The sequence below is a fragment of the Nocardioides piscis genome, assembly GCF_011300215.1.
Classification (GTDB): domain Bacteria; phylum Actinomycetota; class Actinomycetes; order Propionibacteriales; family Nocardioidaceae; genus Nocardioides; species Nocardioides piscis.
The window spans coordinates 247284-272244 of the sequence record NZ_CP049866.1 but is presented as its reverse complement, the minus strand read 5'-3'; the positions used below and the strand labels follow the sequence as shown (position 1 = coordinate 272244).

Here is a 24961-nt window from a genome sequence, read left to right as displayed (position 1 = left end):
TAGCCTCGCGTCCGTGAGTCCCCACCTGCTCCTCGTCACCGGGTCCGGCCGGTCCGGCACGTCGAGCGTGGCCGGAGCGCTGAAGCGACTCGGCCTGCACGTGCCGCAGCCCGAGGTGCCGGCCGACGAGAAGAACCCCCGCGGCTACTACGAGCCGCAGTGGGTCACCGAGTTCCACAAGCGCGTCCTCAACCCCGTGCCGGTGCGGACGATCGACACCCGTCCGACGGCTGGTGCGATCGCCGCCGAGGCGGGTGGACGGCCGGAGGTCGAGGCCGAGCTGCGCGAGTGGCTCTCGGGCCAGCTCGACGCCGAGCAGGTCCTCGTCAAGGACCCGCGCGCCTTCTGGATCCTCCCGGTGTGGACGCGGGTCGCCGGGGAGCTCGGTGCAGACGTCAGCACCCTGACGATGCTGCGGCACCCGACCGAGGTGGTGCGGTCGCGTGACTCGGCATACCTCACCGAGCAGACGCCGACCTTCCGCCGCCAGCGCGAGACCGCCAACGTCGCCGCCTGGGTCAACGCGGCCTTCGAGACCGAGCGATCGACGAGGTCGCTGGGCCGCGCCTTCGTCCGGTATGCCGACCTGCTGGCCGACTGGCGCACGGCGCTCCACCGGGCGGGGGAGCAGGCGGGGTTGACCTACAACGCCGACCTGACCGTGAACGAGCCGCACCCGGTCGACGACTTCATCGACGCCAAGCTCAACCGCTCGGCGATCACCTGGGACGACATCGCCGTCCCGGCACAGCTGCGCGACCTGGCCGAGCAGACCTGGCAGGCGATGAACACCCTCGTCGACTCCCCGCAGTCGAGGGATGCCATCGCGTCGCTGGCGCGGCTGCGCGAGGACTACGTCGAGCTCTTCGACTTCTCCGAGGCGATCGCGATGGATGCCACCACCGCCCGGGTGAGCGAGGGCAAGCGCGAGGTCCGTCGCAAGCTGCGCGCCGAGATCGACGAGCTGCAGCGCGAGGTCGAGGACCTCAGGTCTCGGCGCTCAAGCTTCTTCCGACGCTGACCGCTCCCACGGCGCCACGAGCGGGAAGTAGCCGGCCAGGAAGTCGGCCAGGGCCGCGTCCACTCGCTCGGTGTCGATGGCGAAGTCGTGGTGGTCGCCGACGCAGAAGAAGTCGTGGTCGCGCGCGCGCAGCTGCTTGAGGTGGCGCTCGACCCGCGCATTGCTGAGGTCGACGAACGCGTGCCTGGCGTCGGCGGCGAACGCGGAACCCGTGATCAGACCGTAGTGCTGCGCGAGGTTGGACAGCATCGAGACATCGGTCGGGCTGCGGAAGGGCGCGCGAGCCGTGCGGGCCACGGCGTCGGGGAAGCGCTCCTCGATCTCGGCCAGGACCGAGACGCGGTGGGGATGGGGGGAGTGCGCCATCACGTGGGTGATGTCCACCCCGAACGCGTCGCGGAGCAGCGCACGGTTGTTCGCAGCCGCTTGCAGGAAGGGCTTGTGGGCCGAGCCCGGCAGCCCGATCGGGGCCTCCCCGACGAAGGCCGCAGCAGCGCCGCCCGGGGAGAAGAACAGCTCCGGTCGGGTCGGGCGGCCGAGGAAGACGTCGTCGTTGACATAGACGAAGTGCTCGGCCAGCCCGGGGATCTTGTGCAGTGCGGTCTCGATGGCCTGGGAGTTGAAGGTCGGCAGGGCATCGGTCGGGAGGATGTCGCGGTGGTCCACCAGCGAGACCCGGGGGTGGTCGGCGAGCCACGCCGGGCGCTGGCCCGCGGTGACGAGGTGGATGTGCCGGACCCAGGGCGCGAACAGGTGCACGCTGCGCATGGAGTGGCGCAGCTCGTCGCGGCTGCGGAACCGCGCCTGACCGGCGGCCTCCTTCGGCGCATCCGACCCCGCCCGGGTGGCCCGGGCTGCGTTCCAGTCCGGGTCGTCGCCGTCGACCCAGGTGTAGACGACGTCGATCGGGAAGGTCACGTCGCTCGGCGTCGGAGCCGCCATCAGCTCCAGGGTCGGTACGGCGACGCCAGCGACATCGACGGACGCGACCGGGGTCCCGGGCGGCACCTGCCTGGTCCACCGGTTGGGGCGCGGCGCGACGAGCGTGCCGTCGGGCAGCTGGTCCCAGAACTCGATCTCGACGCCGGCGTCCTCGCCCAGCCAGGACCGCTGACCCCTGCTGCGCGGCCAGGGCTCGAGCACGACCCGGATGGGTGCCGCGTTGCGCAGTGCCGCGACGAGGTCGCGGGCCGGCATGCGCCGTTCGGGCCAGCCGCGGTCGCCGGGGTCGAGCAGCGAGAAGTGGTCGGGCACCTCCGCGAGCCGCGCCAGGACCGCCGCGCGGTGGGGGGCTGGGACGACCACGACCGGCGCCGGGTTGTCGTGGGTCGGCATCACGAACCATCCGGGGCCGCCCGCGTCAGCCGCAGCGACGGCCAGCCTCAACGCCTCGGCGCGGGCCTCGGTCGGGGTGGCGGACGGTATGGCGACGGGCATCCCCTCCCTGGTGAAGGGGACATCCATGGGAGAAACGGGGGTGCGGGTCGGCGTGTCGCCCCCGGTTTCTCCCATGGATATCCGAGAGAAGATCGCCTCCCACCGCGCCGCAAGGACATCGGCGTCGTAGGCCCGCGAGGCGGCGAGCGCACCGGCGCCGAGGCGTGAGCGCAGGTCGGGGTCGCTCGCGACGGCATGCAGGGCAGCAGCCAGGCCCGCCTTGGAGCCGGCGCCGACGAGGAGGCCGCTGACGTCGTGCTCGATGAGCTCGCGCGGGCCCGACGGGCAGTCGTAGGAGACGACGGGGACGCCCGCCGACATCGCCTCCTGGGCGACCAGCGGGAAACCCTCCGTCTTCGACGACAGCGCGCAGATCGAGGCGGCTGCCCACTCGGGCGCCATGTCGGGCACGGCGCCCGGGAGCTCGATCCGGTCGGCGAGACCGACCTTGGCGGCGTGCGCCAGCAGCTCCTCGCGCAACGGGCCGTCGCCCAGGATCCGCAGCCGCCAGCCGGGGAGGTCGTCGGCGATCTGCTCGAAGGCCCGGACGAGGTGGATGAACTGCTTCTCCTGCACAATCCGCCCAGCCGCGACGATCGTCATCGACTCGAGGGTCGAACACGGCTGCGCGGAGACCGGCAGCGGGTTGGGCATCACCAGCAGCTCGGGCGCCGTGGCTCCGAGCTCGGCTCCCAGCCAGGCGGCGGTCGACTCGGTGAGGAGTGCGACGGCCGACACCCGCGGCGCGAAGGCCAGCAGTGGCTCCATGCCGCCGACACGGTCAGCGGAGCTGCGGTGCTCCTGGTGGAGGATCCTGGTGGCCAGCGGCAGCAGCTGCACGGCGACCGCCATCAGGGCCGGCGTCACGGTGACGACGAGGTCGACGTCGAGGTCGCCCAGCGCGACCATCGCGTCGTCGGTCAGCTCGGAGAACTGTCCGTCCCAGCGCTTCGGCACGAGCCGTGACAACCGGCCGGCGCGCGGGTCGTCCTGCCGGACGTCGGCGAGGTAGTCCACCGCCACCCCGGCGTCGATCGCGTAGTGGGGAGCGTCGGCGCTGCGCGTGACCGAGACGAGGCGTACGTCGACGACTCCCCGACGGGCGAGCGCGTTGGCCTGCGTGATCGCCGAGCGCGACGTGCCCCCCATCCCGTCCAGGTTGAAGACGAGGAACGCGACGCTCGGGCGACTCGAGCGGCGCGGGCGACCCGCGAACCTCACGCGCTCAGAGGCCCGTCACGCCCTCGCCGCTGCCGGCCTGCTCGTCGAAGCTCTCGTGCTCGAGCAGGTGGAGGACGGGCACGCCGATCTTGCGTCGCGCGCGGGAGGTCCAGTCGAGGTGGAAGAACTCGGCGACGACGTGGGGGCGGGTGAGCACGATGACCTCCCGCGCATCGACCTCGTTGACCTTGTCGACGAGGGCGTCGACCGGCGGCTCCGAGGTCACCGCTCCGGTCGCCTGGGCCCCGGCGGTCCGGAGCGCAGTGATCGTCGCCTCCAGGTCGCGGTCGGAGCGCTCACGGCACTCCTCGCGGACGGCCTCGAGGTCGACCTCGCTCATCACCATGGCGGGCGCGGCCATCACGTCGCCGGCCCCGAGGCTGCCCAGGGACGCCTCGATGCGGGCGGAGGCGTCCTCCATCGGGAGCAGCACGTGATAGACGACCCGGTCGGGGATCTCGTTGTGCAGCGATCGAACCTGGGCGGCGTCCTTGGCCGACATGGCCTGCTCGACGAGCAGCACGACGTCGTAGGTGCCGACCCCGTCGTTGATGTCATCGGTCATGTTGCATCGCCTCCACGCGGTTGGTCGGCCCCACTCAGGATCTTAGCGAGGTCATAGGACACAGGCTCCTCCAACTGGTCGTAGCCGCAGGACTCGGGGTCGCGGTCGGGACGCCAGCGCTTGAAGTGTGCGGTATGGCGAAAGCGCCGCCCCTCCATGTGGTCGTACTTCACCTCCAGCACCCGCTCCGGGCGCAGCGGGGTGAACGACAGGTCCTTGCCCGCACTCCAGCGGCTCTGCGTGCCGGGGACCCGGTCGGGGTTGGCGGTGAGGAACTCGTTCCACCGGCCCCACGGGTGATCCTCGATCGAGCACACGAGGGGTTGGAGCTCCTCGATGAGCTCGGCCCGCCGGGCCGCGGTGAAGCTGGCGCTCACCCCGATGTGCTGGAGCTCGCCATCGGCATACAACCCGAGGAGGAGGCTGCCGAGAAGGGGCTTCTCGGGCGTGGAGGTCTTGTGCTCGCGATAGCCGGCGACCACGACGTCCGCGGTGCGTTCGTGCTTGACCTTGAGCATCGTGCGGGCGTTCTGCTCATAGCGCGCCCCCAGCGGCTTGGCGATGACGCCGTCGAGGCCGGCCCCCTCGAAGTCGGAGAACCACCGCTCGGCCTCGTCCGGGTCGAGGGTCGTGCGGGTGAGGAAGCACGGACCGCTGAGGCCGCCCAGCGCCTCGGTCATGGCGGCGCGTCGCTCGCTGAACGGGCGATCGACATAGGACTCGTCACCGAGGGCGAGCAGGTCGAAGGCGACGAACGCGGCCGGGGTCTTCTCCGCCAGCATGTCGACACGGCTCTTGGCCGGGTGGATCCGCTCCTGGAGGACCTCGAACTCGAGCCGGTCGCCGACGGCGACGAACAGCTCGCCGTCGAGCACGATCCGCGCCGGCAGCTGCTCCCTGATCGCGGCCACGACCTCGGGGAAGTAGCGCGTCAGCGGCTTGGTGTTGCGGCTGGTCAGCTCGACCTCGTCGCCGTCCTTGAAGACCAGGCAGCGGAAGCCGTCCCACTTGGGCTCGAAGGAGTGGTCGCCGCTCGCAGGCACGCCCTTGACGGACTTCGCGAGCATCGGCTGGACGGGCGGCATCACGGGCAGGTCCACGTCGCTGACACTAGTGCCGCGGCGACGCTCTAGTCTTGGTCCGCGCGTCCCTCCCGAGGGGCGTCGATCCCCGGTTGGTCTGCCGGCAGGGCCCGCCTGACTTTGAATCAGGATTAGCGACGATGGTTCGACTCCATCCCGGGGAGCAAGGTGTGCCGACGCGTCAGGCCTTCTGCACGCGCTCGGCGCGCACGATGATGTTGGACTCCCACGCCTCACCGTTCCAGTCGGTGCAGGTCACCAGCACCAGGTCGCCCCGGCCGCCGTCCTGGCCGAAGAGCTCGACAGCGTTCTCGGCGACCTCGTCGCGGGTGTAGGTGAACACCTCGGTGGTGCGGAACCGGATCGGCTTGCCGCCCGCGCGCAGCACCACCTCGTCACCGGACTCCAGCGTCCCGATCTCGTCGAGGGCGCCGTCGCCGACGCGCACGGTGTGGCCCGTCACCAGGATCTGACCCCTGCGGGCGCCGGCCTTGGCGCTGCGTTGCCACCAGCCCACGCTGTCGACGTCTGCGGGCGGTGTGAGCACGCCGGCGGTGTTCATCTCGATCGGGAGCACCGGCGCCTCGACCCCGAGGGTCGGCAGCTCGAGCCGCCTGGGCGGGGAGGCGGGGCCGGGCCTGTCCTCGGACGAGGCGACGGCGGACCGGTCTGCCGTCTCCTCCCCGTCGTCGGGGAAGGCGAGTCGCAGGCCGCCGAGGAGCCCGGCGAACAGCAGGAGAGCAACCCCCAGCGAGATCGCAAAGCTGGGCGTGGTTGCGAGTGCTGCCTCGTCGGTTCGGGTCTTCTGCTCGTCAGCCATGGTGTCTCCGGGCTCAGCCCCGGGTGATCACCCTGCGGTAGCCGACCAGGCCCGCAGCGCCGGCCAGGAGCAGCGCGACCGTGACGGGGTCGAAGCCGGAGTCGCCCGCGCCGGAGTCGATCACGGTGGGCACGTCGGGCAGCTTCTTGCCCGGGGCCTTGGGCGCAACAGCGCTCTCCTCGGCGACGAAGCGGCCGTTCGGACCACAGCCGACGTTGGCCACCTGGGCCGACACGAGCGACGCGCCGAGCTCGGCGGCCGCGGCCGGCAGGACCTGTGCGTCGATCGCGGTGACCTTGATGTGGCCAGCGGCAGGGAAGACCTGCTTGTTGAGGGTGATGTCGAGGACGTTCTCCTCGAGGGGCGCCAGCTGGGCCGAGATGTCGTTGACGATGGTGTCGACGATGTTGTTCTTGACCCCTTGGGTGACGGCGGTCAGCCCGGCGAGCTGGGCGTCGAGGGTCGTGGTGAGGTCGGTCTCGAGGCCGGTGATCACGGCGTTCACGACTGCGTCGAGGTCGGTGACGACCTTGGTGTTGGGTGCGGGCTCGACAGGCAGGTTGATCACCTGCACCGTGCGACCGCCCAAGGTGATGCCCAGCTTGGCGTCGGCGATGAAGGTAGTGCCCGACGCCGTGCCCGGGCTCGCGACACAGCGGGACTCCACGGCACCGATGGTGCCGCCGATGTCGAGGTCGGAGAGCGGACCGAGGTTCTCCTGCAGTGCAGCCGACAGCGCAGCGGTCAGCGGCTCGAGGACCTGCGCCTCGACCGGGTCGAGCAGCGCGGCCTGCAACGGGCCGAGCGCCGAGGCGGGGTTGACCGCGGCAAACCCGGTGAGGTCGAGGTTGGCGAAGTTGACGCCGATGTTGTCGCCGCCCTCGATGCAGCGCGTGGAGCCGACCTCGGCCACGACCGCACCGTCACCGGCCACCCCGGCGCACGCCGCGGACTGGCCGTCGCGCTTGTCGTCGACGTTGGCCGTCGCGTCCTGGGCGAGCGTGCCCACCTCGAGGACGTCCTGGCCCTGCAGCAGGGAGATCGGGGGCTGGGACTCGCCGGCTCTGGTCAACGCCTGACCGTCGTGGCTGGCCGTGACCGTGCCGGTGCCGGCAGCCCGACCCGCGACCGAGAAGGTCAGGGCGTTGGCATCGGCCTGGGCCACCGTGGCAGCGAAGGCGGGCGCCATGGTGGCGCTGAGCAGGGTCGTGGCGCCCAACAGGGCCGCCCCTCGAATTGCGGTTCGGCTCACGACTGCGTCCTGTCTCGTGGCCGGGCCACGACTCCTCGGGGGATCCTCGTCGTGATGTGTAACTGTGAGTTACAACTTTCGTTACGCCCAGTCGGCTGCCGGTCCAGTCCACCTGTGCCGGGGGCCTACTCCGAGAGCTGGTCGTCGGTGGCGGGTCGCAGTCGGCGTACGGCGTCGAGGTGGTGTGCGATCAGCCCCTGGGCGGCCAGCGCGGCGATCTCGTCGAGGGTCATCGGCGCCGCGAGGGTGACTTCGTAGTCCTCCCGGTCCATGTGTGCGACCTCGCCGACGGCCGGCGAGTCGGCGAGGGTCGCTGTGAGCGCGTCCTCGTCCTCGGGCACGTCGAGGTCCAGCACGGGCTTCAGCTCGTCACCGATCCCGACGGACCAGTGGGCGCTCTGCGTCTGCGAGGGGCCGACGTCGTGTGTCGAGACCCAGACGAAGTTCGCGACCTCGTCCGCGGTGAGCGAGAGGTTCTCCTCGTCGTCGAGGTAGGAGACCTGTTGCCACACCACCGGAGCGGTGCTCCAGGCCTGTCGGACCGCGGGACGGTCGAGCAGCTCGCGCAGCGTGACGTCCACCCCCGGCGGCACGAGCGCGCCCTTCGGCACCGCCGGCGCCCGCGGCTGGAGCGACCGGTTCTGCTGCGCTCGCCACGACGCGATGTTGGCGACGAGCAGTGCCGTCATCACCCCGACCCACGGCCAGTCGCGCTGGGCCACCTGGATCACGAGGAAGATGGCCAGCAGGGCGATGACGAAGCCCCGGAAGGTCTTGCTGCGCGTCCACTCCATGCGGGGAGTGTGCCAGCGCGCCCCTGGGTCACAGGCCCTGTGCCACCTCGTTGAGCAGCAGGGCGAGCACCACGGCTCCGAGCAGGGTCGCCACCATCACCGCGCGCGAGCGGTCGTGATCGCGGATCAGGGCCACGCCCCCGGTCACGGCGCCCGCGGCTCCGCTCGCCAGGATCGCGACCCCCAGGGTGGTCACGACCCAGTCGTCGTCGAAGCTGGAGGCCGACTCGAGGACACCGGTCGCGAAGCCGATGACCGAGAGGACCACACCGAGCACGGCGGCCGCTGCGAACGCCACGGACCAGCGACCGAGCGGGGAGGTCGGGGTCCACCCGGCGTCGTGATGAGAGCCTGTATCGACATACCTCATGACTCGAGCGTCCATCACCCCCGACCGCGGGGCCAGAGGCGAAGGTCCTGACGCAACCCGTGTTGCTGCGTCCGGGATCTGGAGGACCTTCGGCCGTGTTGCTCGAGCCGCTGGCGCAGGAGACTGGTGTTGTCAGGAGGAGGTCCGGATCATGACCACGCAGGTGAGGGGCCACAGGACGACCACCGGATCGGCTCGCGCCGGGAGCGTCACCCTGGCGCTGGGCGTGCTCTTCGCAGCCGCGGTCGCCTTCACCTATGTCCTGAGCCTCAGCGACGTCGTCGACCCGCCCACCTGGCTCCGGGCCATCGGGCTGGTGTGGCTCCCCGTCGGGCTCTTCGGGGTGCCGGTCGGCTATGCGGTCGCCCGGGAAGGCGAAGGGCGCGACCGGGGCCGTGTGGGCGTCCTCGTCGCGGTCGTCGGCCTCCTTGCCTTCGTGGGACTGGTCGTCGCCATCGGCTGAGCCGGCCCCAGCACCCAAGGATTGGAGGAGGTTGTCATGACTGCCACCCAGCACTCGGCGCAGCTGGACGGGGGGCGATTCACCCGATGTGCGTGGTGGTCCCTCCTCGGGTTCGTGCCGAGCTTCGCCCTGGCGTTCCTGGTGGGCGAGGGCCTCGTCTCCGCTCTCGGCTATCCCACCGGCGGCTCCGAGCAGGCTCCGCTGTGGGTCGCACTGGTCGCGACCCTTCCCGCACTCGTGGTGTTCGTCATCCCGGCCCTGCTGGCCGTCTACTTCGCCCGGCGTGCGATGAGGCTCGGTGACGTCCGGGCACGAACGCCGATGATCGTGGGGCTCACCCTCGCCGCCGTCTTCATCGCGATGAACGTCGTCTCCGGTCTGTTCGTCTTCCTCTTCTCCTGACGTCTGAGCGGGTGACCCGGACCAGCTCGCGACCTGTGTCCTGCGCCCCGCCAACGGCAGCGGCCACCCCCTTTCTTCGGTAGATCTGCCGCATTCGGACCGCGCCCCCAGGGCCCGGGCTCACGGTGGGGGACCTAGTCAGCGCCGCGGTTGTCGCTGGTCTCTTCTGGGTCCGGCGCACCCACCGGGGGGAAGATCAATCGAAGGAGACAGCGTCATGCAGGGAACCGATCCGACGGTCGTGCCGGTCATCCTCTCGGGCGGCTCAGGAACACGTCTGTGGCCGGTGTCGAGAAAGCTCAGCCCGAAGCAGTTCGCACCCATGTTGTCGGGTCGGAGCCTCTTCCAGGACACGGTGCTCCGCGCGGCAGCCGCCACCGAGGCGGCACCGGTGGTGGTGTGCAGCGGGGCCCATCGCTTCGTGGTGGAGGAGCAGCTGGACGCCATCGGGATCTCGCCTGCGCTCATCGTCCTGGAGCCCGTCGCCCGGAACACGGCGGCGGCCATCGCCGCGGCCGCCGAGCTGCTGCTCGAGACCGACCCCGACGCCGCGCTCCTGGTCCTCCCGTCCGACCACTTCGTCCCGGACGAGGAGGCCTTTGCATCCGACGTGCGGGCTGCCCTGCCCGCGGCGGCCGTCGGTCATCTCGTCACCTTCGGCATCACGCCTGCGTGTGCCCACACCGGGTACGGATACATCCGACAAGGTGCGCCGATCTCTGGCATCCCGCGGGTCTTCGAGGCTGAGAGGTTCGTCGAGAAGCCGGCACGTGGAGTCGCCGAGGGCTACGTCGAAGAGGGCAAGTGGCACTGGAACAGCGGGATGTTCCTCCTGCCAGCCGCTCTGGTTGTCCGCGAGCTCTCGCTCCACGAGCCGGACGTCGCGGCACACGTCCGGAGTGCGGTGGCGCGTGCCGCTCGTTCCGCTGGGGTCGTCGAGCTCGACGAGGAGTCCTTCGCTGCCGCGCCCAGCGTCTCGATCGACTACGCGGTGATGGAGCGGACCTCGAAGGCCGCAGTCCTGCCCACCCCCTTGAAGTGGAACGACGTCGGGGCCTGGTCCTCCATGTGGGACGTGTCGCAGCACGACGCCGAGGGCAACGCCGGACGGGGCAACGTGATCATGGTCGACACAGCCGACAGCTATGTCCACTCCGACGGTCCCCTCGTGGCGACGCTCGGTGTCCACGGCCTGGCGGTCGTGGCCACCAAGGACGCCGTGCTCGTGACCGAGCGCGGGCGCAGCGAGGAGGTTCGCGCGATCGTCGAGGTGCTGCACGACGGTGGCCGACCCGAGGCGGACTCCGCGCCCGAGTGCCGACGCCCATGGGGGACCTACGAGTCGATCGACCTCGGTCAACGGCACCAGGTCAAGCACATCGTCGTCCGGCCCGGACACAAGCTGTCCCTGCAGCGGCACCAGCATCGCGCTGAGCACTGGGTCGTGGTGCAGGGGACGGCGCGCGTGGTGCGCGGCGACGAGGTCCACACCCTGACAGAGAACATGTCACTGACCATCCCGCAGGGCGAGGTGCACCGCATCGAGAACCCGGGGCCCGAGCCGCTCCACGTGATCGAGGTCCAGGTGGGGAGCTACCTCGGCGAGGACGACATCGAGAGGCTCGACGACTGCTACGGACGCGCCTAGGAATCCCACCTGGCAGTCGTGCTCATGGGCGTCGATCGACGCCTGCCCGGGAGCGACCTCCGGGGCCCGATGACTTCCGTCGAGCACTGCGTGCTGGCCGGGCGGTGCCATGCGTAGCACCGTCGACGGCTTATTGGCTCCTCACGCTGGACGGCGTGCTCCGGCCGGCGTGGGCGGACCGGCCCAGCCGGGGCCCGATCCGACGCTGGTCAGTCGTGCGAGAGCCACCTCACCCTCGGTCGATCAGCCGACGGCACCGAGGTGTAGGAGCTGGCATAGGTCTGGCTGAGCGAGCTGGAGCTGACCAACGCGAAGCTGTAGGTCCCCGGACCGTTGATCGCCTCTCGCAGGTCGATCGTGCCCGGTGGGGTCGGGACCACTCCGGCCCCGGTCACCTTGCCCGATGACGCCAGCACCGTGGGGGACCAGGCCGGCTTGTTGTTCCACGTCAGCGTGGCCCGGTCCCATCCGTTGTCCGCGACCGCGTGCACGTCGAACCCGGGGTTCGATCCATCGGTCGTCGTCAGCTGGAGATAGAGGTGCTCGAGCTCCGGCAGAACGCGCGCCGGCACGTGCACCTTGAGGTAGCCCACCTTCTGGGTGGTTCCACCCGACACCCGGAGGATCGTGGCGAACTTGTAGTTGGTGGCGGCTGAGCTCCCGCTCTGCGCATAGCCCGAGTCGGCGACGGTCAGCCAGCCGCTGTCGTCGGTGCGGATGGCGGGCGTCGTGAACTGGGTCAACACCCGAGGCGACTGGTTCATCGAGGCGTCCTCCGCGGACACCGCGTACTGGTAGGAGGTGGCCGGCGCCGCACTCCCGTCCGTGTAGGACGTGCCCGTCACGTGACCGATCAGGCTGCCGTCACGGTGGATGGCGTAGCGCACCACTGCGACGTTGTCGGTGGCCGGGGGCCAGGTCAACGCCACCGACCGATAGGACGACGCCGTCGCCGTCAGTGACGAGGGTGCCTGCGGTGGGACGTCGTCCGGTGTCGTGAAGGTGACCGGCGCGCTCATGGCGGAGTGGTTGCCGGAGGTGTCCACCGCGTCGACCGTCCACGTCTGGGTCGACGGTGACGACAGCCCCGTGACCTCGAACGAGGTCGACGTGGACGTAAACGCGGGTTCGCCGTCACGGAACACCGTGTAGCTCGCCACCTCGACGTCGTCGGTGGCGGGGTCCCACACGAGTCGGACCGAGGAGCCGGACAGTGCCGTGACGTCGAGGTTCTCGGGCCTGGCGGGAGGTGTCGTGTCGTCCGACGACTGCGGCGTGGTGATCGGTGGTGCCGTCGCGCTGCCCGCGACGCTGGCGTTGCCAGCCGCGTCGAACGCGGAGAGCGAGTAGACGTACGTCGTGCCCGGTTCGAGGCCCGAGTCGACGTAGTGCCGCTCGTCGGGCCCGACCTCCGCGATCGCCACCCCGTCGCGATGGACGACGAAGCCTGCGATCGCCACGTTGTCGTCGCCACCCTCCCAGGTGACCAGGGCTGTCCTCGCCGAGGTCGCCAGCGCCATCGGTCCCTCGACCGCCTCGGGTGCCCGGATGTCGACGGTGGTGGCCTGCACCTGCTCGCTGAGCGGTGACTCGTTGCCGACGTGGTCCACCGCAGAGACGCGGTAGTGCCACGTCTGCCCCGCGCCGACCACGACGTCTCGATACGTCGTCTCGCTGGCCGGCACCTCGTCGTACGCCTCTCCGTCGCGGTAGACGACGTAGTGGTCGAGCAGCACGTCGTCGGTCGCCGGCTGCCATGCGAGGTCGATCTCGTTCTCCCCGTCGGGAGTGGCGGACAGGCCGCCGGGTGTCGTCGGGGGGGTGGTGTCCGGGGGCCGGGTCACCGTGACCGTCAGCCGGGGTGCGGGCTTTCCGGTCGCCTCCTTGCTGTAGAAGCTCATCGTCGTGGTCCCGGACGTCTGCACGAGTGCGAGCGAGTTCGTCTGGCCGGTGCTGATCAGGTCGGTGACGTCGATCTGCACGGGGACGTCCGCCTTCAGGGCTGTCTGGGTGGTGCCACCGGTCGAACCGAGGGCAGGACCTGGCCAGCCGAGCCCCGCCTCGGTCCACGAGGTGTCTGCCACGGCACGTGCGGTGGCCTTGGCGCTCGTGTTCGCCGCGGGGGTCATGGTGAGCGTCGCGGACTCGATGGTTCCGCTGAACTGGCGGAGGTCGAACTTCATGTACGCCACGTTGGTGGCGCTGCTGCTCTGCACCACTCTGAGCCGGTCGGTGGCACCCTTCGGGCTCGGACTCGTGGATGCGACGTAGGTGTCGGCCAGGAGCGGGGCAACGGTCGGGCTCGAGGTCTGCTCAGGAGTGGTGACCGCCACCTCGTCCGAGAGGGTCTTGTTGCCCCAGGCATCCCGGGCTCGAAGCCGGTAGGTGTAGGTGCGGCCGGGTTGCACGGTGGTGTCCAGGAAGCTGGTCGCGGTCGCAGGGAGGCCGGCCTCGATGACGGTGCCGTCGCGGACCACGTCGTAGCGGGCCACCCCTCGGTCGTCCTGGGCGGTCGGCCATTCGAGGCTGACGCGGGGGAGGTTGCCCTGGAGCGACGTGTTCGCGCTCAGCTGGCCGACCGTCGGGGGCGTGGTGTCCTCGGCCAGGGACTGGCAGGGGATCGAGCCCGAGTCCAGCAGGCGGCCACCGCTCGTCCCGTTGGGAGCAGCGACGCTGAAGTCGAGCCGGTCGGGGTGCAGCACCATCTTCATGGCACCGAAGCCGGTCGCCCACTCGACCGGGTCCGGCCCGGGCTGGCTGCCGAGGACCACCTCCTGTGTCGAGTGGCCGCCGGCACCGACGATGAACTGGGTGACTCCTCGCGGGTCCGGCTGGGCCGAGCCGTCGAGGGGGGCGAACCGCTGGTAGTCGTGGTCGTGGGCGGTCAGTGCCGCAGTGACCCGGTTGTTCGCGAGCAGGCTCCACACGGAGCGCATCCGGTCGGCTGCCGACTCCTCGCCCTGGTTGAACACCGGGTGGTGGAAGTAGGCGACCGTGCACTTGCCGGCGTTGGCGGCGAGGTCGTCGGCCAGCCAGTCGTACTGGGTCCGGACACCTGGCACCGTGCTGGGCTCGTTCTGCAGGACGCCGGGCACGGACGTGGCGAACTTGCTCGTGGAGTCGAGCGCGACGAAGTGCCACCCGCCACTGTCGTAGGAGTAGTAGTGGGGCGGGCTCTTCCAATACCCGAAGTAGCCTTGAGCATCGTCGTCGGCGGAGTATTCGTGGTTGCCGATGACGGGGTTGGTCACTGACTTGAGCGCCCCGTAGCCGTACTGGTCGTACCAGTTGTCGAACTCCTCGGGCGTGCCCTTGTCGTAGACGTCGCCGAGGTAGAGGAAGAGACCGGGATCCCAACGCTCGATGAGGCCGGCGACGTTCGCCTCGGCGGGCTCGCCCCGGCACCGTCCCCGACGGCCCCGACGACCAGCCCCGGGTCGGGCGGCGCCTGGTGGGGGGCGAAGCCGGTGGGCAGGGCGGCATCCTGGTCGTTGCCGTTGACCAGCGCGACCTCGGTGGCGGGCGCCTGGGTCGACCAGCCGTCGTTGACCTCGGCGTAGGCATGCAGCGTCGTCGCGGGGTCATCGGCGTAGCGCGTGGTGTCGAACATGAACGTGTAGCGCTTGCCCCCGGCACCGTCGGGGTCCCCGGACCAGTCGGTGATCAGGTATCCGTCGTCCCGGCGGGTGCAGGGCCAGGTGTCCCGACAGAACACGACCGCCTGGACTCGTGTTCCCGACGGCATGCCCGTCGTGGTGACCACGGCACTGACGGCCACCTGGCCCGTCAGCGAGCTGCCCGGGTCAGGCTGCTCGAGGCAGATGGACACCTCGTAGCCGGACGGCGAGGTGGTCGCGTTGCACACCGGGCTGGCCCCTGCCCGAGGCAGTGGGGCCAGCACGATCCCGAGAAGTATCAGAGCAGCCCCGATCGCAGCGGTTCGCGCGGTCCGACGGGGCGTACGGCGCGGTCCGCGATCCGCGCTCCGAAGACTTCTCGTGGGCATGACGTATTCCTATTCGTAGACGGTGGAGGTGCCGAGGTCGCGGATCGGCCCGAGGAGGTTGCCCGTGAAGTCGTTGTCACGGACGACCGTCCCGATCACTGAGGAGGACACGAGGTTCAAGCCGTACCTCTGCGTCTTCGTCGCCTGCGTGTCGGTCGCGGTGTTGCCGCTGACCACGTTGCGCTGCGACGTGATGCCGTCACTCGTGGAGATCCTGATGCCGTCGCGTCCCGAGACGTCGTCGGAGCTGTTGGTGACGGTGTTCGCGATGACCTGGTTGTCGTCACCGCTGTTGACGTTGATGCCGTCCTGCCCGGCCTGGTCGATCACGTTGTTGCGGATGATGTTGCGGCTGGCCTTCTTGTTGGCCTGATCGGCACCGGTCGAGGCCTTGCCCGCCTGGATCCCGTAGGTTCCCGTGTTCGAGATGTGGGAGTTCTCGATCAGGTTGTCCGTCGCCGCCAACAGGTGGATGCCGATCGAGTCGACTCCGGTGATGACGACTCCCCGTACGACGTTGTTCGCCGAGTTCCAGCTGTCGTTCTTGCCATCGAAGACGATGCCCTTGGCGCGCGAGTCAACGACCTTCACGTTCTCGACGAGGCAGTTGTTGCCGTTGTCGAAGTCGAGCGCATCGCTGGTCGAGCGTCCGGGTCCGCCGGCGCTGACCGTCAGGTCGCGAACCGTGATGTCGAAGGCTCCCGAGAAGTTGAACGGTTCTGTGTCGGCCGCCGCGCTCGTGTAGTTGCGGATGATGGTCTCGTCCATCCCGGCTCCCGCGAACGTGACGTTGTGCACGCCTTGGAACTTGAAGTACTCGGACCCGAAGTCGTAGACGCCGGGCGCGAAGTTCAACGTCCCACCACCGCTGTCCTCGAGCTCCGCCACGGCGTGCTCGCCCGCGAACTTCAACGAGCCGGTGTAGGTGCTGCCGGTCTGTGGCGAGACGGCTTGGTAGACGTCCCCGATGCGCTGCAGGTCGAACGAGGTGGAGGTCGGGGGCGGGGAGGTGTCCAGGATGAGCTGGGGGGCGTCCGCGCCGCTCTCCCTGCTCGCGAACTTGACCGAGGTGTTGTTGGTCGTGGTCAGCGCGAACGAGTAGGTGCCGGCGCCGGTGACGAGCGACGACACGTCGACGGTGTACCAGACTCCCGCAGTGGTCGGCCCTGTCTCGCCCAGTGCGGCGCCGACCGGGGGCCGGTTCTGGTAGCTGAGGCCACTCTCGGACCATCCGTTCTCCGCCACCGAGTGCACGGTGACTCCTGTCCGCTGCTGGCTGAGGGCACGCAGCCGAAGTGCGGCGTAGCCGATGGGGCTGCTGCCGGCCACCGTGAACTTCACGTAGCTGACCAAGGTCGGGCTCCCGTCCGACTTCACGTAGGACCGGGCGCCGTAGTTCCGGGTCGGGCTGCCGGAGTCGACGTAGCTGTCGGCGACTGGGCCCAGCGACGTCGCCGCACCGGCGGGCGGGACGAGCGCGGTGGCGGGCAGCACAGCGATGGCAGCGGCAGCCATCACAGTGGTGATCCTCTTCAAGGTCCTGGACATCGTGGTTCCTCTTTTCGGTCGTTGCTGAGTTGGTGGTGTCGGGCTCGTACGCGTCGTTGGGGAGGTCACGGTGGCGTCACGTCCTCCCCGGGGCCGAAGGTCACGCGCAGGACGTCGGCGACCTCGAGGGCCGCATCGCCGGGAAGCCCTTCGGTGGACACGTAGAGCAGGTCGCAGGGTTCGGGGTGCCCTGTCTGCGCCTCGACCACGAACAGGTCTGGCCGGACCCGGGTGGTCCACTTCCGCGGTGGGTTCGTCCCCTCGACGTCCACCGGTACGAAGTCGAGGTCCTCGAACTCGTCCAGCGCGTCGACACCGACCCAGGCGATCACCTTTCGCGACCGCGTGGCCCAGGTGAGCTTCTCGCCCACGACCTCCGGCGCGATCCGCACGGTCTCGGCGTCCACCGCTCGGAGACCCAGCATGCGCGGTCGCCGTGGCGTCACCGTGCACGCTTCCGCGGTGGCGGGTCTCGTGGCCGCCGCAGCACGGTGCGGGCCATCCGACGGCGCGGACTCTGATGAGCAGCCCGAAGCGGCCAGACCGTGAGCACCCAGGACGCCGACCAGCCACGCTGCCGTGGCTCGCCGGGAACGAGTGCCGCTGTCCTGGGGCCTCACCATGGGTCGGACCTCCGCCTCAGCGCCAGCCTCAGGCGGTCGTCGTCCGCTTCCCAGCCGTCGAGATCGAGGTCCTCGTCCGGTCCGTCCGCCGTCGTCTCTACCCCCTGCCGGTTGCGCAGCCGCCGTCGCACGAGCGCCGACAGCGATCCGGCGATGGTGCCGAACGCCACGACCAGCAGTGCGACCGGACGGACGGGAAACCCTGCGCCGCCGCCGGGAGCGCTGGAGTCGGCGGCGATCTCGTCCGGAACGGTCGCGGAGAGGATGGATGCGAGCGCGCGCAGGCTCTCGTTGCCGTAGCGCGTGCTCGGCTCGACGTGCGAGTTCTCGCTGAACTCGTTCCAGCTGAGGATCGCCACAGCGTCCGGCGAGGAGTTCACCGCGAGCCGCCACTCCTCGCGCAGCGTGTCGCCGTCGTGTCGTTCGATCAGCCGGTGTCCTCCCACCAGTCGAGCGTCGAATCCCGGCGAGACGGAGGGGATCCACAGCCCGCCCGAGGCATGCACGGCTGCGGACAGCTCGTCGAGCCGTTCCTGCGCCCACGTGTCGACGTATGGGTCCATGGCCGACCAGTAGTAGGCGTTGCCGTCCACGTGGGGCGCGACCGCGTCGTACTCCTCTGCGCTGCGCTGGGAGGCAAGCACCCGGGCGCGGTCGCGGACCTGCGACGTCACCCGCCCGATCTGGCGGGGAGTCGACTCCCAGGTCCCCGACCAGATGACCAGCGGACGTCCCTGCACGGAGAAGACCGGGTCGTCGCCGTACTGGTCGACGAACCATCGGAGGTCGTCGGCGACCCGCGCCGGCGGGAGCGGCCGCCGGAAGAAGTCGAGGCCCTGGTAGACGATGCCCAGCGTCAGGTCGTGCTCACGTGCAGTCTCGACCATCAGCCCCAGACGCCGATCGAGGTCCGGCGTGTGCTTCCAGCTCACCAGGAACCCGTCGAGACCGGCGGACTTCGCGTCGCGCGCGTGCGCCGCCATCACCGATTTCTCGTCGCTCGAGTAGCGCCCGAGCAGGGGCAGGTCGGTCTTGGCCCTGTCCCAAGAGGTCGGCGTGTACCAGATGTAGTAGTAGGCGAGCACGGGGAAGCCCACCTCGTCGTTCGCGTACGACGCAGGCGCAGTGGTTCCCAGTGTCCCCAGGACGAGCAGCACGGTGATGAGAAATCGAGGGAGTCGGTTCATGTCGTCGCCTTCTCCGGGCTGCGGCCGGTCTCATCGCGGACAGCCGGCCCCTCTGGGTGTTCCTCGGGCAGTGGTGCCACAGGCTGCTTCGGCCGCCCGGCTCGTCCACGTAGACGCCAGCCGACGACGAGCAGTCCGATGGCCACCGAGAAGACCGCCCCGCCAGCGATGATTAGGTCGGCGCGGCTGATGACGGTGAGCTCGGCCTCCTGCGGCCGCGAGACTGCGACGGGCTGTTCGAAGCCCATCGCGATCGAGCCGCCACTCGCCCGCAGGAGGTAGTGGCCGCGGGCGAGCGCGGCGACTTCGCCGCTCGCCTCGGAGTCGAGCCGCACGCCGCGTTTCGACCCGTCAGGTGACACGACGACGACGCGGTCGCCGACCGAGCGGCGCAGGATGACGTCGCGCACCGCAACTCGCAGTGTGAAGAGCATCAGCGGCACCGTGACCGAGCGCGTCTTCCGCGGCTCGAAGCGGACCTGCCCGCGGTTGACGGCCGTGTTCCCCTCGACGTCCGCGCTCTGCACTGACCAGAGGATGTCCTTGCTGACCAGGCCGTTGGAGAAGCGGACGACGCGGCTGGCATGCAGGGTGAGAGTGGAATCGCCGGGCTTCAGCTCCTCCAATGCACCAGTGCTCCCCTTGATGACGATCGTTCCCACGGCGTCACGAGCGACCGGTCGGTCGGCGAGGTCCACGAGCTTCAGGTCCACCTGCACGTCCTGGCTGAAGGCGGCATACAAGGTGCCGTCGCCACGCTCCCGCTCGATCAGCTCCGAGCCGTACCACGCGTCGAACGTCGCAGTCGTGCCGTTGCCCTGGTCGATCTTCTCGGTGATCGGGGCGAGAGCCTCGACTCCTTCCGGGCAGGTCACCGGCTCGATCCGGACCGTGCCGGACCGGCCTGTCCGATAGCGCCGCTCGTCGACCTGGAACGCGAATCCCTGCACGCGTGGCACCGTGGCCACGACCAGGCTGCGGGCCGGGTTCGGCACGCACTCGACCGCGGGCGCTCCCGACGCGGCGACAACCGGGGCCAGGGACGTTGCGCTGATGGTGAGGATCAGGCCTGCGCCGACCAGGAGCACGTGGAAGATCGACCTGACGCTCATCTTTGTCGAACCCCCGCTCGTGCTCGGTGGTGACGGCCCACGTGCAGGACTGCAGCCAGGCTGATGCCGGTCCCGAGGAGGAGCCCGATGCCGTAGCTCGTGTAGACGACGTCCTGGCCGTCGACCCGGACAACCTCCGGCTTCACCTCCGGGCTCACGAACTTGGGCTCGCGCGGTGGAGCACGGAAGTCGAATGCTGATGACAAACCGTTCGCCGCCGCATCGCGCTCGGCGAGGGGGCGCAGGCCCCAGTTCTCCTGGATGAACTTCAGCTGGGAGGTGAAGTCGATCTCGGTGTGGTCGATGTGGCCCTGCTTGGCGTAGGCGCTGACGAGCAGCGCCGGAGCCCGGAAACCGTAGCCGTGGTCGTCGACCTGCGGCGGGGCCACGTGGTCGTAGAAGCCGCCCCAGTCGTCATAGGTCCACATGAACGCTGAGGATGACCACGAGCTGCTTCGCATCAGTGCACTGATCAGGTTGGACACGAAGGCCTGACCGGCGGCGATGCTTCCCGGCGGGTGCTCGCTCGACCCCGACGGCACGAGGTAGCTGACCGCAGGGAGGGTCCCTTCCTCCAGGTCCTTGTAGTACTCATCCATGGACACGATGCGGCTGTTGAGCTCCGGGTCGTCGACGAAACGGGCGTAGGCGAGCAGCGGGCACCAGATGACCTGCGAACCGCGGTCACTCACTCCGCGCGAGCGGAACGTGATCCGGGGGTCGTAGTTCTCGACGTAGAACTTCCAGGAGATCCCGGCTTCCTGCAGACGGTCGAAGATCGTCGGCACCTTGAAGCCCTCGTCCGGGATCGTCTCCGTCTCCCCACCGGGGGTGCCGGTCACCCAGTACATGTGGTTGGCGACGCTCCCCGCGTTCGCGGACGTGAAGTTGCGGTCGAAGAGCACGAACTCATCGGCCACGTTCCAGTAGAAGGGCAGGTCCGTGCGGTCGTAGTAGCCCATCGGGAGGTCCGGGTTCTCCATGCGCGCGTCGGAGAACGTGGTGAGGAAGCCGTCCATCTTCCCGCCGTTGTACTGGTTCTCGAACGTCTCGAAGTTGTGACCGAGGTCCTCGGTGGCCGTCCCGGTGAGGTGCCAGGGCTCCACGCACTCCCCGGGTGTGCCGGTGGGCATGCAGGTGCCGGGCGGGATGCCGTCGGCGCCCGGATAGGTGCCGAAGTAGTTGTCGAACGTGTGGTTCTCCTGCATGAGACTGATGAAGTGCTTGATGGGCGTGGCAGTGGGAGGAGCGCTGTCTCGTGCGTCGGCGTCGGCGCCAGGCAGGCCAGGAGCAACCGTCAGCAGCACGATGGCGGTGACGACAGCGGCCGCGGAGACTGCGCGACGGAGCGGGCGGGCGCTCATGGCCGCACCTCGTAGACGATGATGACCGGTTTGGTCACCGTCTCCCCGTCGCGTCCGCGCACGGACACCGACTCCGTGTGGATGGCGCGGCCGTTGTAGCGCTCGACGTAGCGGCGCATCCTCGCGGAGTAGAAGGGCGACCTGCCCGCGGAGAACGAGTCCCACACGAGGTACTGCAGCGTGTTGCGTCGGATCGCCAGGTCTGGGTTGGGGATGGGCTGGTAGGTGGGGTTGCGGTTCAGTGGATTGGTGCTGACCGACAACCCGTAGACCCGGCGCCGCCCGTAGAACTCGATGATGTTCGCCATGGACGGTCCGAGGGCGAGCATCTGGGCCCCTTCGGGGACGTTGTCGCGGATCCAGTGCCCGGTCTCACGCCCGCCCGGAACCCCACCGCTGCCGGCGAGGAAGGTGTCGCTCTCGGACGGACGGATGCGGGCGATCGTGGGGACCAGGCAGCTGAGGAAGACGGCTGCGACCATGGCCACCGTGACAGGGGTGCGCCACCTGCCGACGTGTGCCGTGAGCCTGACGACGCCCATCGCCGCGAGCACCGCGACCGGCGTGCTGATCGGGAGGAGGTATTGGAAACCCTTCACCGCCCAGATCTCGAACACGACGATCGGGACAGCGATCCAACAGACCAGCAGCGTCTCCCGCCAGCTCCACCGCTTCCGGGAGACGACGACCGCGGCGACGGCGACAGCGACGACACCCCAGCCGATCGCGGGCGGCACGACCTCGGCATAGAACTTCCAGTCATGGTTCGGCCTGCGGAAGAGCTGCCAGGCCAGGAAGTTCTGACCGGTCTCGCCGCGGTCGGCGAACTTGAGCGACACCGGGTAGGGAGCGAACACCACCAACCAGACGCTCAGTGCCAGCACTGCCGTTCGCACCCTCGTTCCGAGGTGTTGGGCGAGGGCCAGGAAGGCATAGACGCTGCCCACCAGCAGCACACCGGTCTCCTTGGTGAGACAGGTCAGCCCGAGCGCGGCCCCGGCCGCCACCAGCCACCCACCGTGACGTGTCTTGCCATACATGGCGGTCATCAGCAGAGCCAGCGTCGAGAAGGTGACCATCGCCCCGTCCAGGAGCACCTGGCGCGTGACCACCACCTGGTAGGGCATCACGGCGATCACGAGTGCGGCGAGCAGGCCGGCGCGGGGGCCGTACATCGTGCGCCCGAGGTAGTAGGTGAGCACGATCGTCGCCATGCCGAACGCCACCGAGACCAGGCGGCCGAGGACGTCGCTGGTCCCGAACTGGTAGGCCAACGAAACCGTGGTCTGGAACAGCAAGGGGTGGGCGCGGAAGATCGGGAAGTAGGGGAACAGCTCCTCGTCCCCGGCGATGGACGCGGCCTGACCCGCATAGACGGCCTCGTCGCTGTTGAAGCCGACGGAGTTGATCCAGGCCAGTCGAACGACCAGGCCCAGGATCAGGACACCCGCTAGGAGCCCAGAACCGGAGGTCCTGGGCTCCCGCGAGACGTCCTGCGGATGGTGTGCCGGCGCGTGCTGAGCAGCCTTCCGGTCATCTAGCAAGCTCACCTGTGCCCCCATGCGTCCCTGCGCCCCACGCGCGGTCCCTCATGACGACCCTCAGCTGACGAGCGGGACAGTGTCCGCCGCCCGCTCGTGCGCCACCTGCTGGTGGCCGCCCTCGAGCAGCAGCTGGGGGATCCTGTCGGCCCAGTCGAAGCAGTCAGATCCCAGGCGCCGCACGCGGATGCCGGACGCCAGAGCCTCACGCAGGATCTGTTCCTCCCTGGCCCGCAGCTCGGCCCACCCCATTCCGTCCATCACGATGGTCGGCGCGAAGGTCGCGAAGGGCGGGAACCCGTAGGCGTCGTCGGTGTTCTCCAGCAGCTCGGAGACAGCGTCGTCGAGCTCGATCGGTTCCAGGCAGTGCGCAGATCGCTCGATGATGAACAGCTCGCGCACCCTGACCGAGTCCATGGTCAGGCACGGCACGAGCCGGCCTGCGGTGTACTTCGGGGGCGGCACGATGCGTTGGGTCACCGCGTTCATGGCCATGATCGGCAGGTTCGACTTGGCCAGCCACAAGCCGATGCCTCGGCCCTCCTTGCTGTGAAGGCGGCTCTGCAGCCGGAGCTTGCGCCACTCCTTGGCCGTCAGGTCGTCAGCCTCGATCGCACGCAAGGTGTGCTGGCTGATCGTCAGCGGCTTGGGGAAGGTCCTGGCCAGGCCGTCGGTGTCCACGATCGTCATGTCGTCAGACAGGAAGGTGGCCCGTTGCTCGCGCAGCAGCCGCAGGATGGTCCCGGTCTTGCCGGTGTCCGTGCGGGCAGAGAGCATCACGCCGACGCCGCCGATGTCGAGACAGGCCGAGTGCAGCAGGATCTTGCCCTTCGTGACGGCATAGAACCGCAGCAGCGCCTCGATGATGTTCGTGTAGGCCACGTGCGGTGACTTCGCGAGCAAGGGCCCGACCGTCACGTGCAGCGGAGAACCCATCTCCACCCGGAAGCTCGACCCGTGTCGACCGAGGTGCTCCTCGTAGACGGTCACGCCGTCGGCCGACGTCACTTGGGAGTGCGCTCTCATGGGTCCGCCGACCTCCCCGACGCGGACCTCGATGCCGTTGGGTTCGGGCCGGGCCGGGATGCGGAAGTACTCCAGCTCCGGCAGCGGGATCTGCGAGCCGACGCGGACCAGGCCGGGGATGTCGTACTGGTAGTCGAGCCACAACGGCTTGCGCAGTGTGGGCGCAGCCGCGGGAGCGGACCTGGGAGCGGACCTGGCGGCGGACCTGGTGGGGAACGTGATGGTCATGCGGGTACTCCTCGATAGATGGTGCGGTCCACGACCGCGAACCGGGCGACGAACACGAGCAGGAGCGTCGCGATGTTGGCGACGCGGTAGTCCATGGCGAGCTGGGCGATCAGGACGCCCATCAGCGGCAGCCGGATCAGCAGGCTGAGGTTGTTGAGCAGGGCGTAGGACACGAAGCTCCGCATCCAGCCGCCCTGGCGTCGGCGTTGGTAGACGAGCCGATCGCACAGCACGAAGTTCCACGCTGTCGAGAGCTGGGTCGCGAGCAGGGCCGCCATCGCGAGGCCGAGTCCTGCGTGCTCCATGAACAGCCAGAGCGCGGCGGTGTTGACCGCGATCCCGGTCCCCCCGACAGTTCCGACGCCGGCCATGCGGAACCAGCTGCTCGACACGCTGGTCTTGAGGCGCAGCAGGTGACGCGCGAACCTCATTCCTTCGCGGAGCGACGCCTTGCTCTCGCCTGCGTGGCGCTCAGCGAAGACGAAAGGCACCTCCAGCACCTTCAGGGGCGCCAGCCGGACCGCGATCTCCAGCAGGATCTTGAAGCCGATCGGGTTGAACGTCTCGAGATCCAGTGCCGCTCGGCGGACCAGGAACAGCCCGCTCATGGGGTCGGTGATCTGCTGCAGCCGCCGGGGGAAGAACGCCTTCGCCAATCGGCCGGAGCCCAGTGAGACGAGGCTGCGCATCCACGACGACAACCCGTCGGCGTCACCGTCGCCGACGTAGCGGCTCGCAACCACGAGGTCGGCGTCACGGTCGATGGCGGCGCGCAGGAGGCGCGGCACCATCTCCGGGGGTGCTGGAGATCCGCGTCCATCACGACCACCCAGGGCGCTCGGGCGTTCCGGAAGCCGCTGACCACGGCTCCCGACAGGCCACCGGTGCGTTCCTCCCCGGAGCGGTGGACGACTGCGACGCACGTGTTCGTCTCGGCGTACGTGCGCGCGGTGTCCTCGACCACGCGGGGCGTGTCGTCCTCGCTGTCGTCGACGAAGATGACCTCCGCCGGGGTGCCGGCCAACGCGGCGTGCAGCCGCTCCAGCAACGGCACCACGTTGTCGCGCTCGTTCCTGGTCGGCACGATGACGCTGACTTGTGGGACGACCTGGACCTTCTCGGTCGACGCCGGGCTCGAAGCCGTCACGTCGTCGCCGTACGAGTCCTCTCGTCCGTGGTGCCTGAACGAGCCGAGTCGTGCTTCGCCGGTCGTCACAGTCGACATCGGTGCTCCTCTCCCCACCCCTCGTC

General features: G+C 69.4%; 21 protein-coding genes, 1 tRNA gene and 1 pseudogene. 5 read left to right on the top strand and 18 right to left on the bottom strand.

Going from position 1 to position 24961, the window contains the following annotated elements; translation table 11 throughout:
* Positions 1-13 precede the first annotated feature (13 nt).
* Entirely contained in the window at positions 14-1021 is a 1008-nt protein-coding gene (locus G7071_RS01430) for a sulfotransferase family protein (RefSeq protein WP_166313998.1), read from the top strand.
* Here G7071_RS01430 and G7071_RS01425 read toward each other — a convergent pair.
* From G7071_RS01425 to G7071_RS01415, 3 genes are all read right to left on the bottom strand, one after another.
* Positions 1001-3607, bottom strand: a complete 2607-nt coding sequence (locus tag G7071_RS01425; protein WP_166313996.1) for a stealth conserved region 3 domain-containing protein — start codon at positions 3605-3607, stop codon at positions 1001-1003. The two genes, G7071_RS01430 and G7071_RS01425, sit on opposite strands and share 21 nt — an antisense overlap.
* Positions 3608-3683: 76 nt before the next feature.
* Positions 3684-4244: a hypothetical protein gene (locus G7071_RS01420; protein ID WP_166313994.1), complete on the bottom strand. Its 561-nt coding sequence runs from the start codon at positions 4242-4244 to the stop codon at positions 3684-3686.
* Positions 4241-5344, bottom strand: a complete 1104-nt coding sequence (locus G7071_RS01415) for an ATP-dependent DNA ligase (RefSeq protein WP_206062871.1) — start codon at positions 5342-5344, stop codon at positions 4241-4243. Before G7071_RS01415 ends, G7071_RS01420 begins: the two co-directional genes overlap by 4 nt.
* A 67-nt stretch (positions 5345-5411) precedes the next feature.
* On the opposite strand from G7071_RS01415, the gene G7071_RS01410 reads away from it, so the two are divergent.
* Positions 5412-5490: transfer RNA gene (locus G7071_RS01410), tRNA-Gln, on the top strand.
* A 17-nt stretch (positions 5491-5507) separates the two neighbouring features.
* On the opposite strand, the gene G7071_RS01405 is transcribed toward G7071_RS01410, so the two are convergent.
* The 4 genes from G7071_RS01405 to G7071_RS01390 form a co-directional block, all read right to left on the bottom strand.
* Positions 5508-6146 carry a class F sortase gene (locus G7071_RS01405; protein ID WP_166313992.1) on the bottom strand — a complete coding sequence of 213 codons (639 nt, stop codon included), beginning with the start codon at positions 6144-6146 and terminating at the stop codon, positions 5508-5510.
* 13 nt (positions 6147-6159) lie between these two features.
* The gene (locus G7071_RS01400) at positions 6160-7398 is read right to left on the bottom strand and encodes a hypothetical protein (RefSeq protein ID WP_166313990.1); all 1239 of its coding nucleotides are present in this window, start codon (positions 7396-7398) and stop codon (positions 6160-6162) included.
* A gap of 125 nt (positions 7399-7523) precedes the next feature.
* A complete protein-coding gene (locus G7071_RS01395) occupies positions 7524-8192 on the bottom strand; it encodes a hypothetical protein (RefSeq protein WP_166313988.1) in 669 nt (222 codons plus the stop codon).
* A 28-nt stretch (positions 8193-8220) separates the two neighbouring features.
* Positions 8221-8562, bottom strand: a complete 342-nt coding sequence (locus G7071_RS01390) for a hypothetical protein (RefSeq protein ID WP_166313986.1) — start codon at positions 8560-8562, stop codon at positions 8221-8223.
* Between the two features lie 151 nt (positions 8563-8713).
* On the opposite strand from G7071_RS01390, the gene G7071_RS01385 reads away from it, so the two are divergent.
* The 3 genes from G7071_RS01385 to G7071_RS01375 all read left to right on the top strand — a co-directional run bounded on the left by G7071_RS01385 (position 8714) and on the right by G7071_RS01375 (position 11075).
* Positions 8714-9025 (top strand): hypothetical protein, encoded by a 312-nt coding sequence (locus tag G7071_RS01385; RefSeq protein ID WP_166313984.1) that lies wholly within the window; start codon positions 8714-8716, stop codon positions 9023-9025.
* Between the two features lie 36 nt (positions 9026-9061).
* On the top strand, positions 9062-9427 hold the full coding sequence (locus G7071_RS01380) for a hypothetical protein (protein ID WP_166313982.1): 366 nt from the start codon (positions 9062-9064) through the stop codon (positions 9425-9427).
* Positions 9428-9644: 217 nt separating this feature from the next.
* Complete coding sequence (locus G7071_RS01375) at positions 9645-11075, top strand: mannose-1-phosphate guanylyltransferase/mannose-6-phosphate isomerase (RefSeq protein WP_166313980.1); 1431 nt, start codon at positions 9645-9647, stop codon at positions 11073-11075.
* 209 nt (positions 11076-11284) lie between these two features.
* Here the strand turns inward: G7071_RS01375 and G7071_RS01370 are convergent, their stop codons facing one another.
* The 11 genes and pseudogenes from G7071_RS01370 to G7071_RS19890 all read right to left on the bottom strand — a co-directional run.
* Positions 11285-14440: a CBM96 family carbohydrate-binding protein gene (locus G7071_RS01370; protein ID WP_246210601.1), complete on the bottom strand. Its 3156-nt coding sequence runs from the start codon at positions 14438-14440 to the stop codon at positions 11285-11287.
* Complete coding sequence (locus tag G7071_RS01365) at positions 14323-14940, bottom strand: hypothetical protein (protein WP_166313976.1); 618 nt, start codon at positions 14938-14940, stop codon at positions 14323-14325. Before G7071_RS01365 ends, G7071_RS01370 begins: the two co-directional genes overlap by 118 nt.
* Positions 14941-15090: 150 nt before the next feature.
* A complete protein-coding gene (locus G7071_RS01360; RefSeq protein WP_166313974.1) occupies positions 15091-16629 on the bottom strand; it encodes a CBM96 family carbohydrate-binding protein in 1539 nt (512 codons plus the stop codon).
* A gap of 65 nt (positions 16630-16694) precedes the next feature.
* On the bottom strand, positions 16695-17054 hold the full coding sequence (locus G7071_RS01355) for a hypothetical protein (RefSeq protein ID WP_166313972.1): 360 nt from the start codon (positions 17052-17054) through the stop codon (positions 16695-16697).
* Between the two features lie 191 nt (positions 17055-17245).
* Positions 17246-18439 (bottom strand): endo-1,3-alpha-glucanase family glycosylhydrolase, encoded by a 1194-nt coding sequence (locus tag G7071_RS01350; protein ID WP_166313970.1) that lies wholly within the window; start codon positions 18437-18439, stop codon positions 17246-17248.
* Positions 18436-19551: a hypothetical protein gene (locus tag G7071_RS01345; RefSeq protein ID WP_166313968.1), complete on the bottom strand. Its 1116-nt coding sequence runs from the start codon at positions 19549-19551 to the stop codon at positions 18436-18438. The genes G7071_RS01350 and G7071_RS01345 overlap by 4 nt, the downstream gene beginning before the upstream one ends.
* On the bottom strand, positions 19548-20915 hold the full coding sequence (locus tag G7071_RS01340; RefSeq protein WP_166313966.1) for a phospholipase C: 1368 nt from the start codon (positions 20913-20915) through the stop codon (positions 19548-19550). The genes G7071_RS01345 and G7071_RS01340 overlap by 4 nt, the downstream gene beginning before the upstream one ends.
* Complete coding sequence (locus G7071_RS01335) at positions 20912-22465, bottom strand: ArnT family glycosyltransferase (RefSeq protein ID WP_166313964.1); 1554 nt, start codon at positions 22463-22465, stop codon at positions 20912-20914. Before G7071_RS01335 ends, G7071_RS01340 begins: the two co-directional genes overlap by 4 nt.
* Positions 22466-22516: 51 nt before the next feature.
* Positions 22517-23710 carry a phosphoenolpyruvate carboxykinase (ATP) gene (locus G7071_RS01330; protein WP_166313962.1) on the bottom strand — a complete coding sequence of 398 codons (1194 nt, stop codon included), beginning with the start codon at positions 23708-23710 and terminating at the stop codon, positions 22517-22519.
* Positions 23707-24501 carry a GtrA family protein gene (locus tag G7071_RS01325; protein WP_246210302.1) on the bottom strand — a complete coding sequence of 265 codons (795 nt, stop codon included), beginning with the start codon at positions 24499-24501 and terminating at the stop codon, positions 23707-23709. Before G7071_RS01325 ends, G7071_RS01330 begins: the two co-directional genes overlap by 4 nt.
* Positions 24502-24554: 53 nt before the next feature.
* Positions 24555-24935, bottom strand: a pseudogene (locus G7071_RS19890) (glycosyltransferase); the annotation flags it as partial.
* Between the last annotated feature and the right edge of the window lie 26 nt (positions 24936-24961).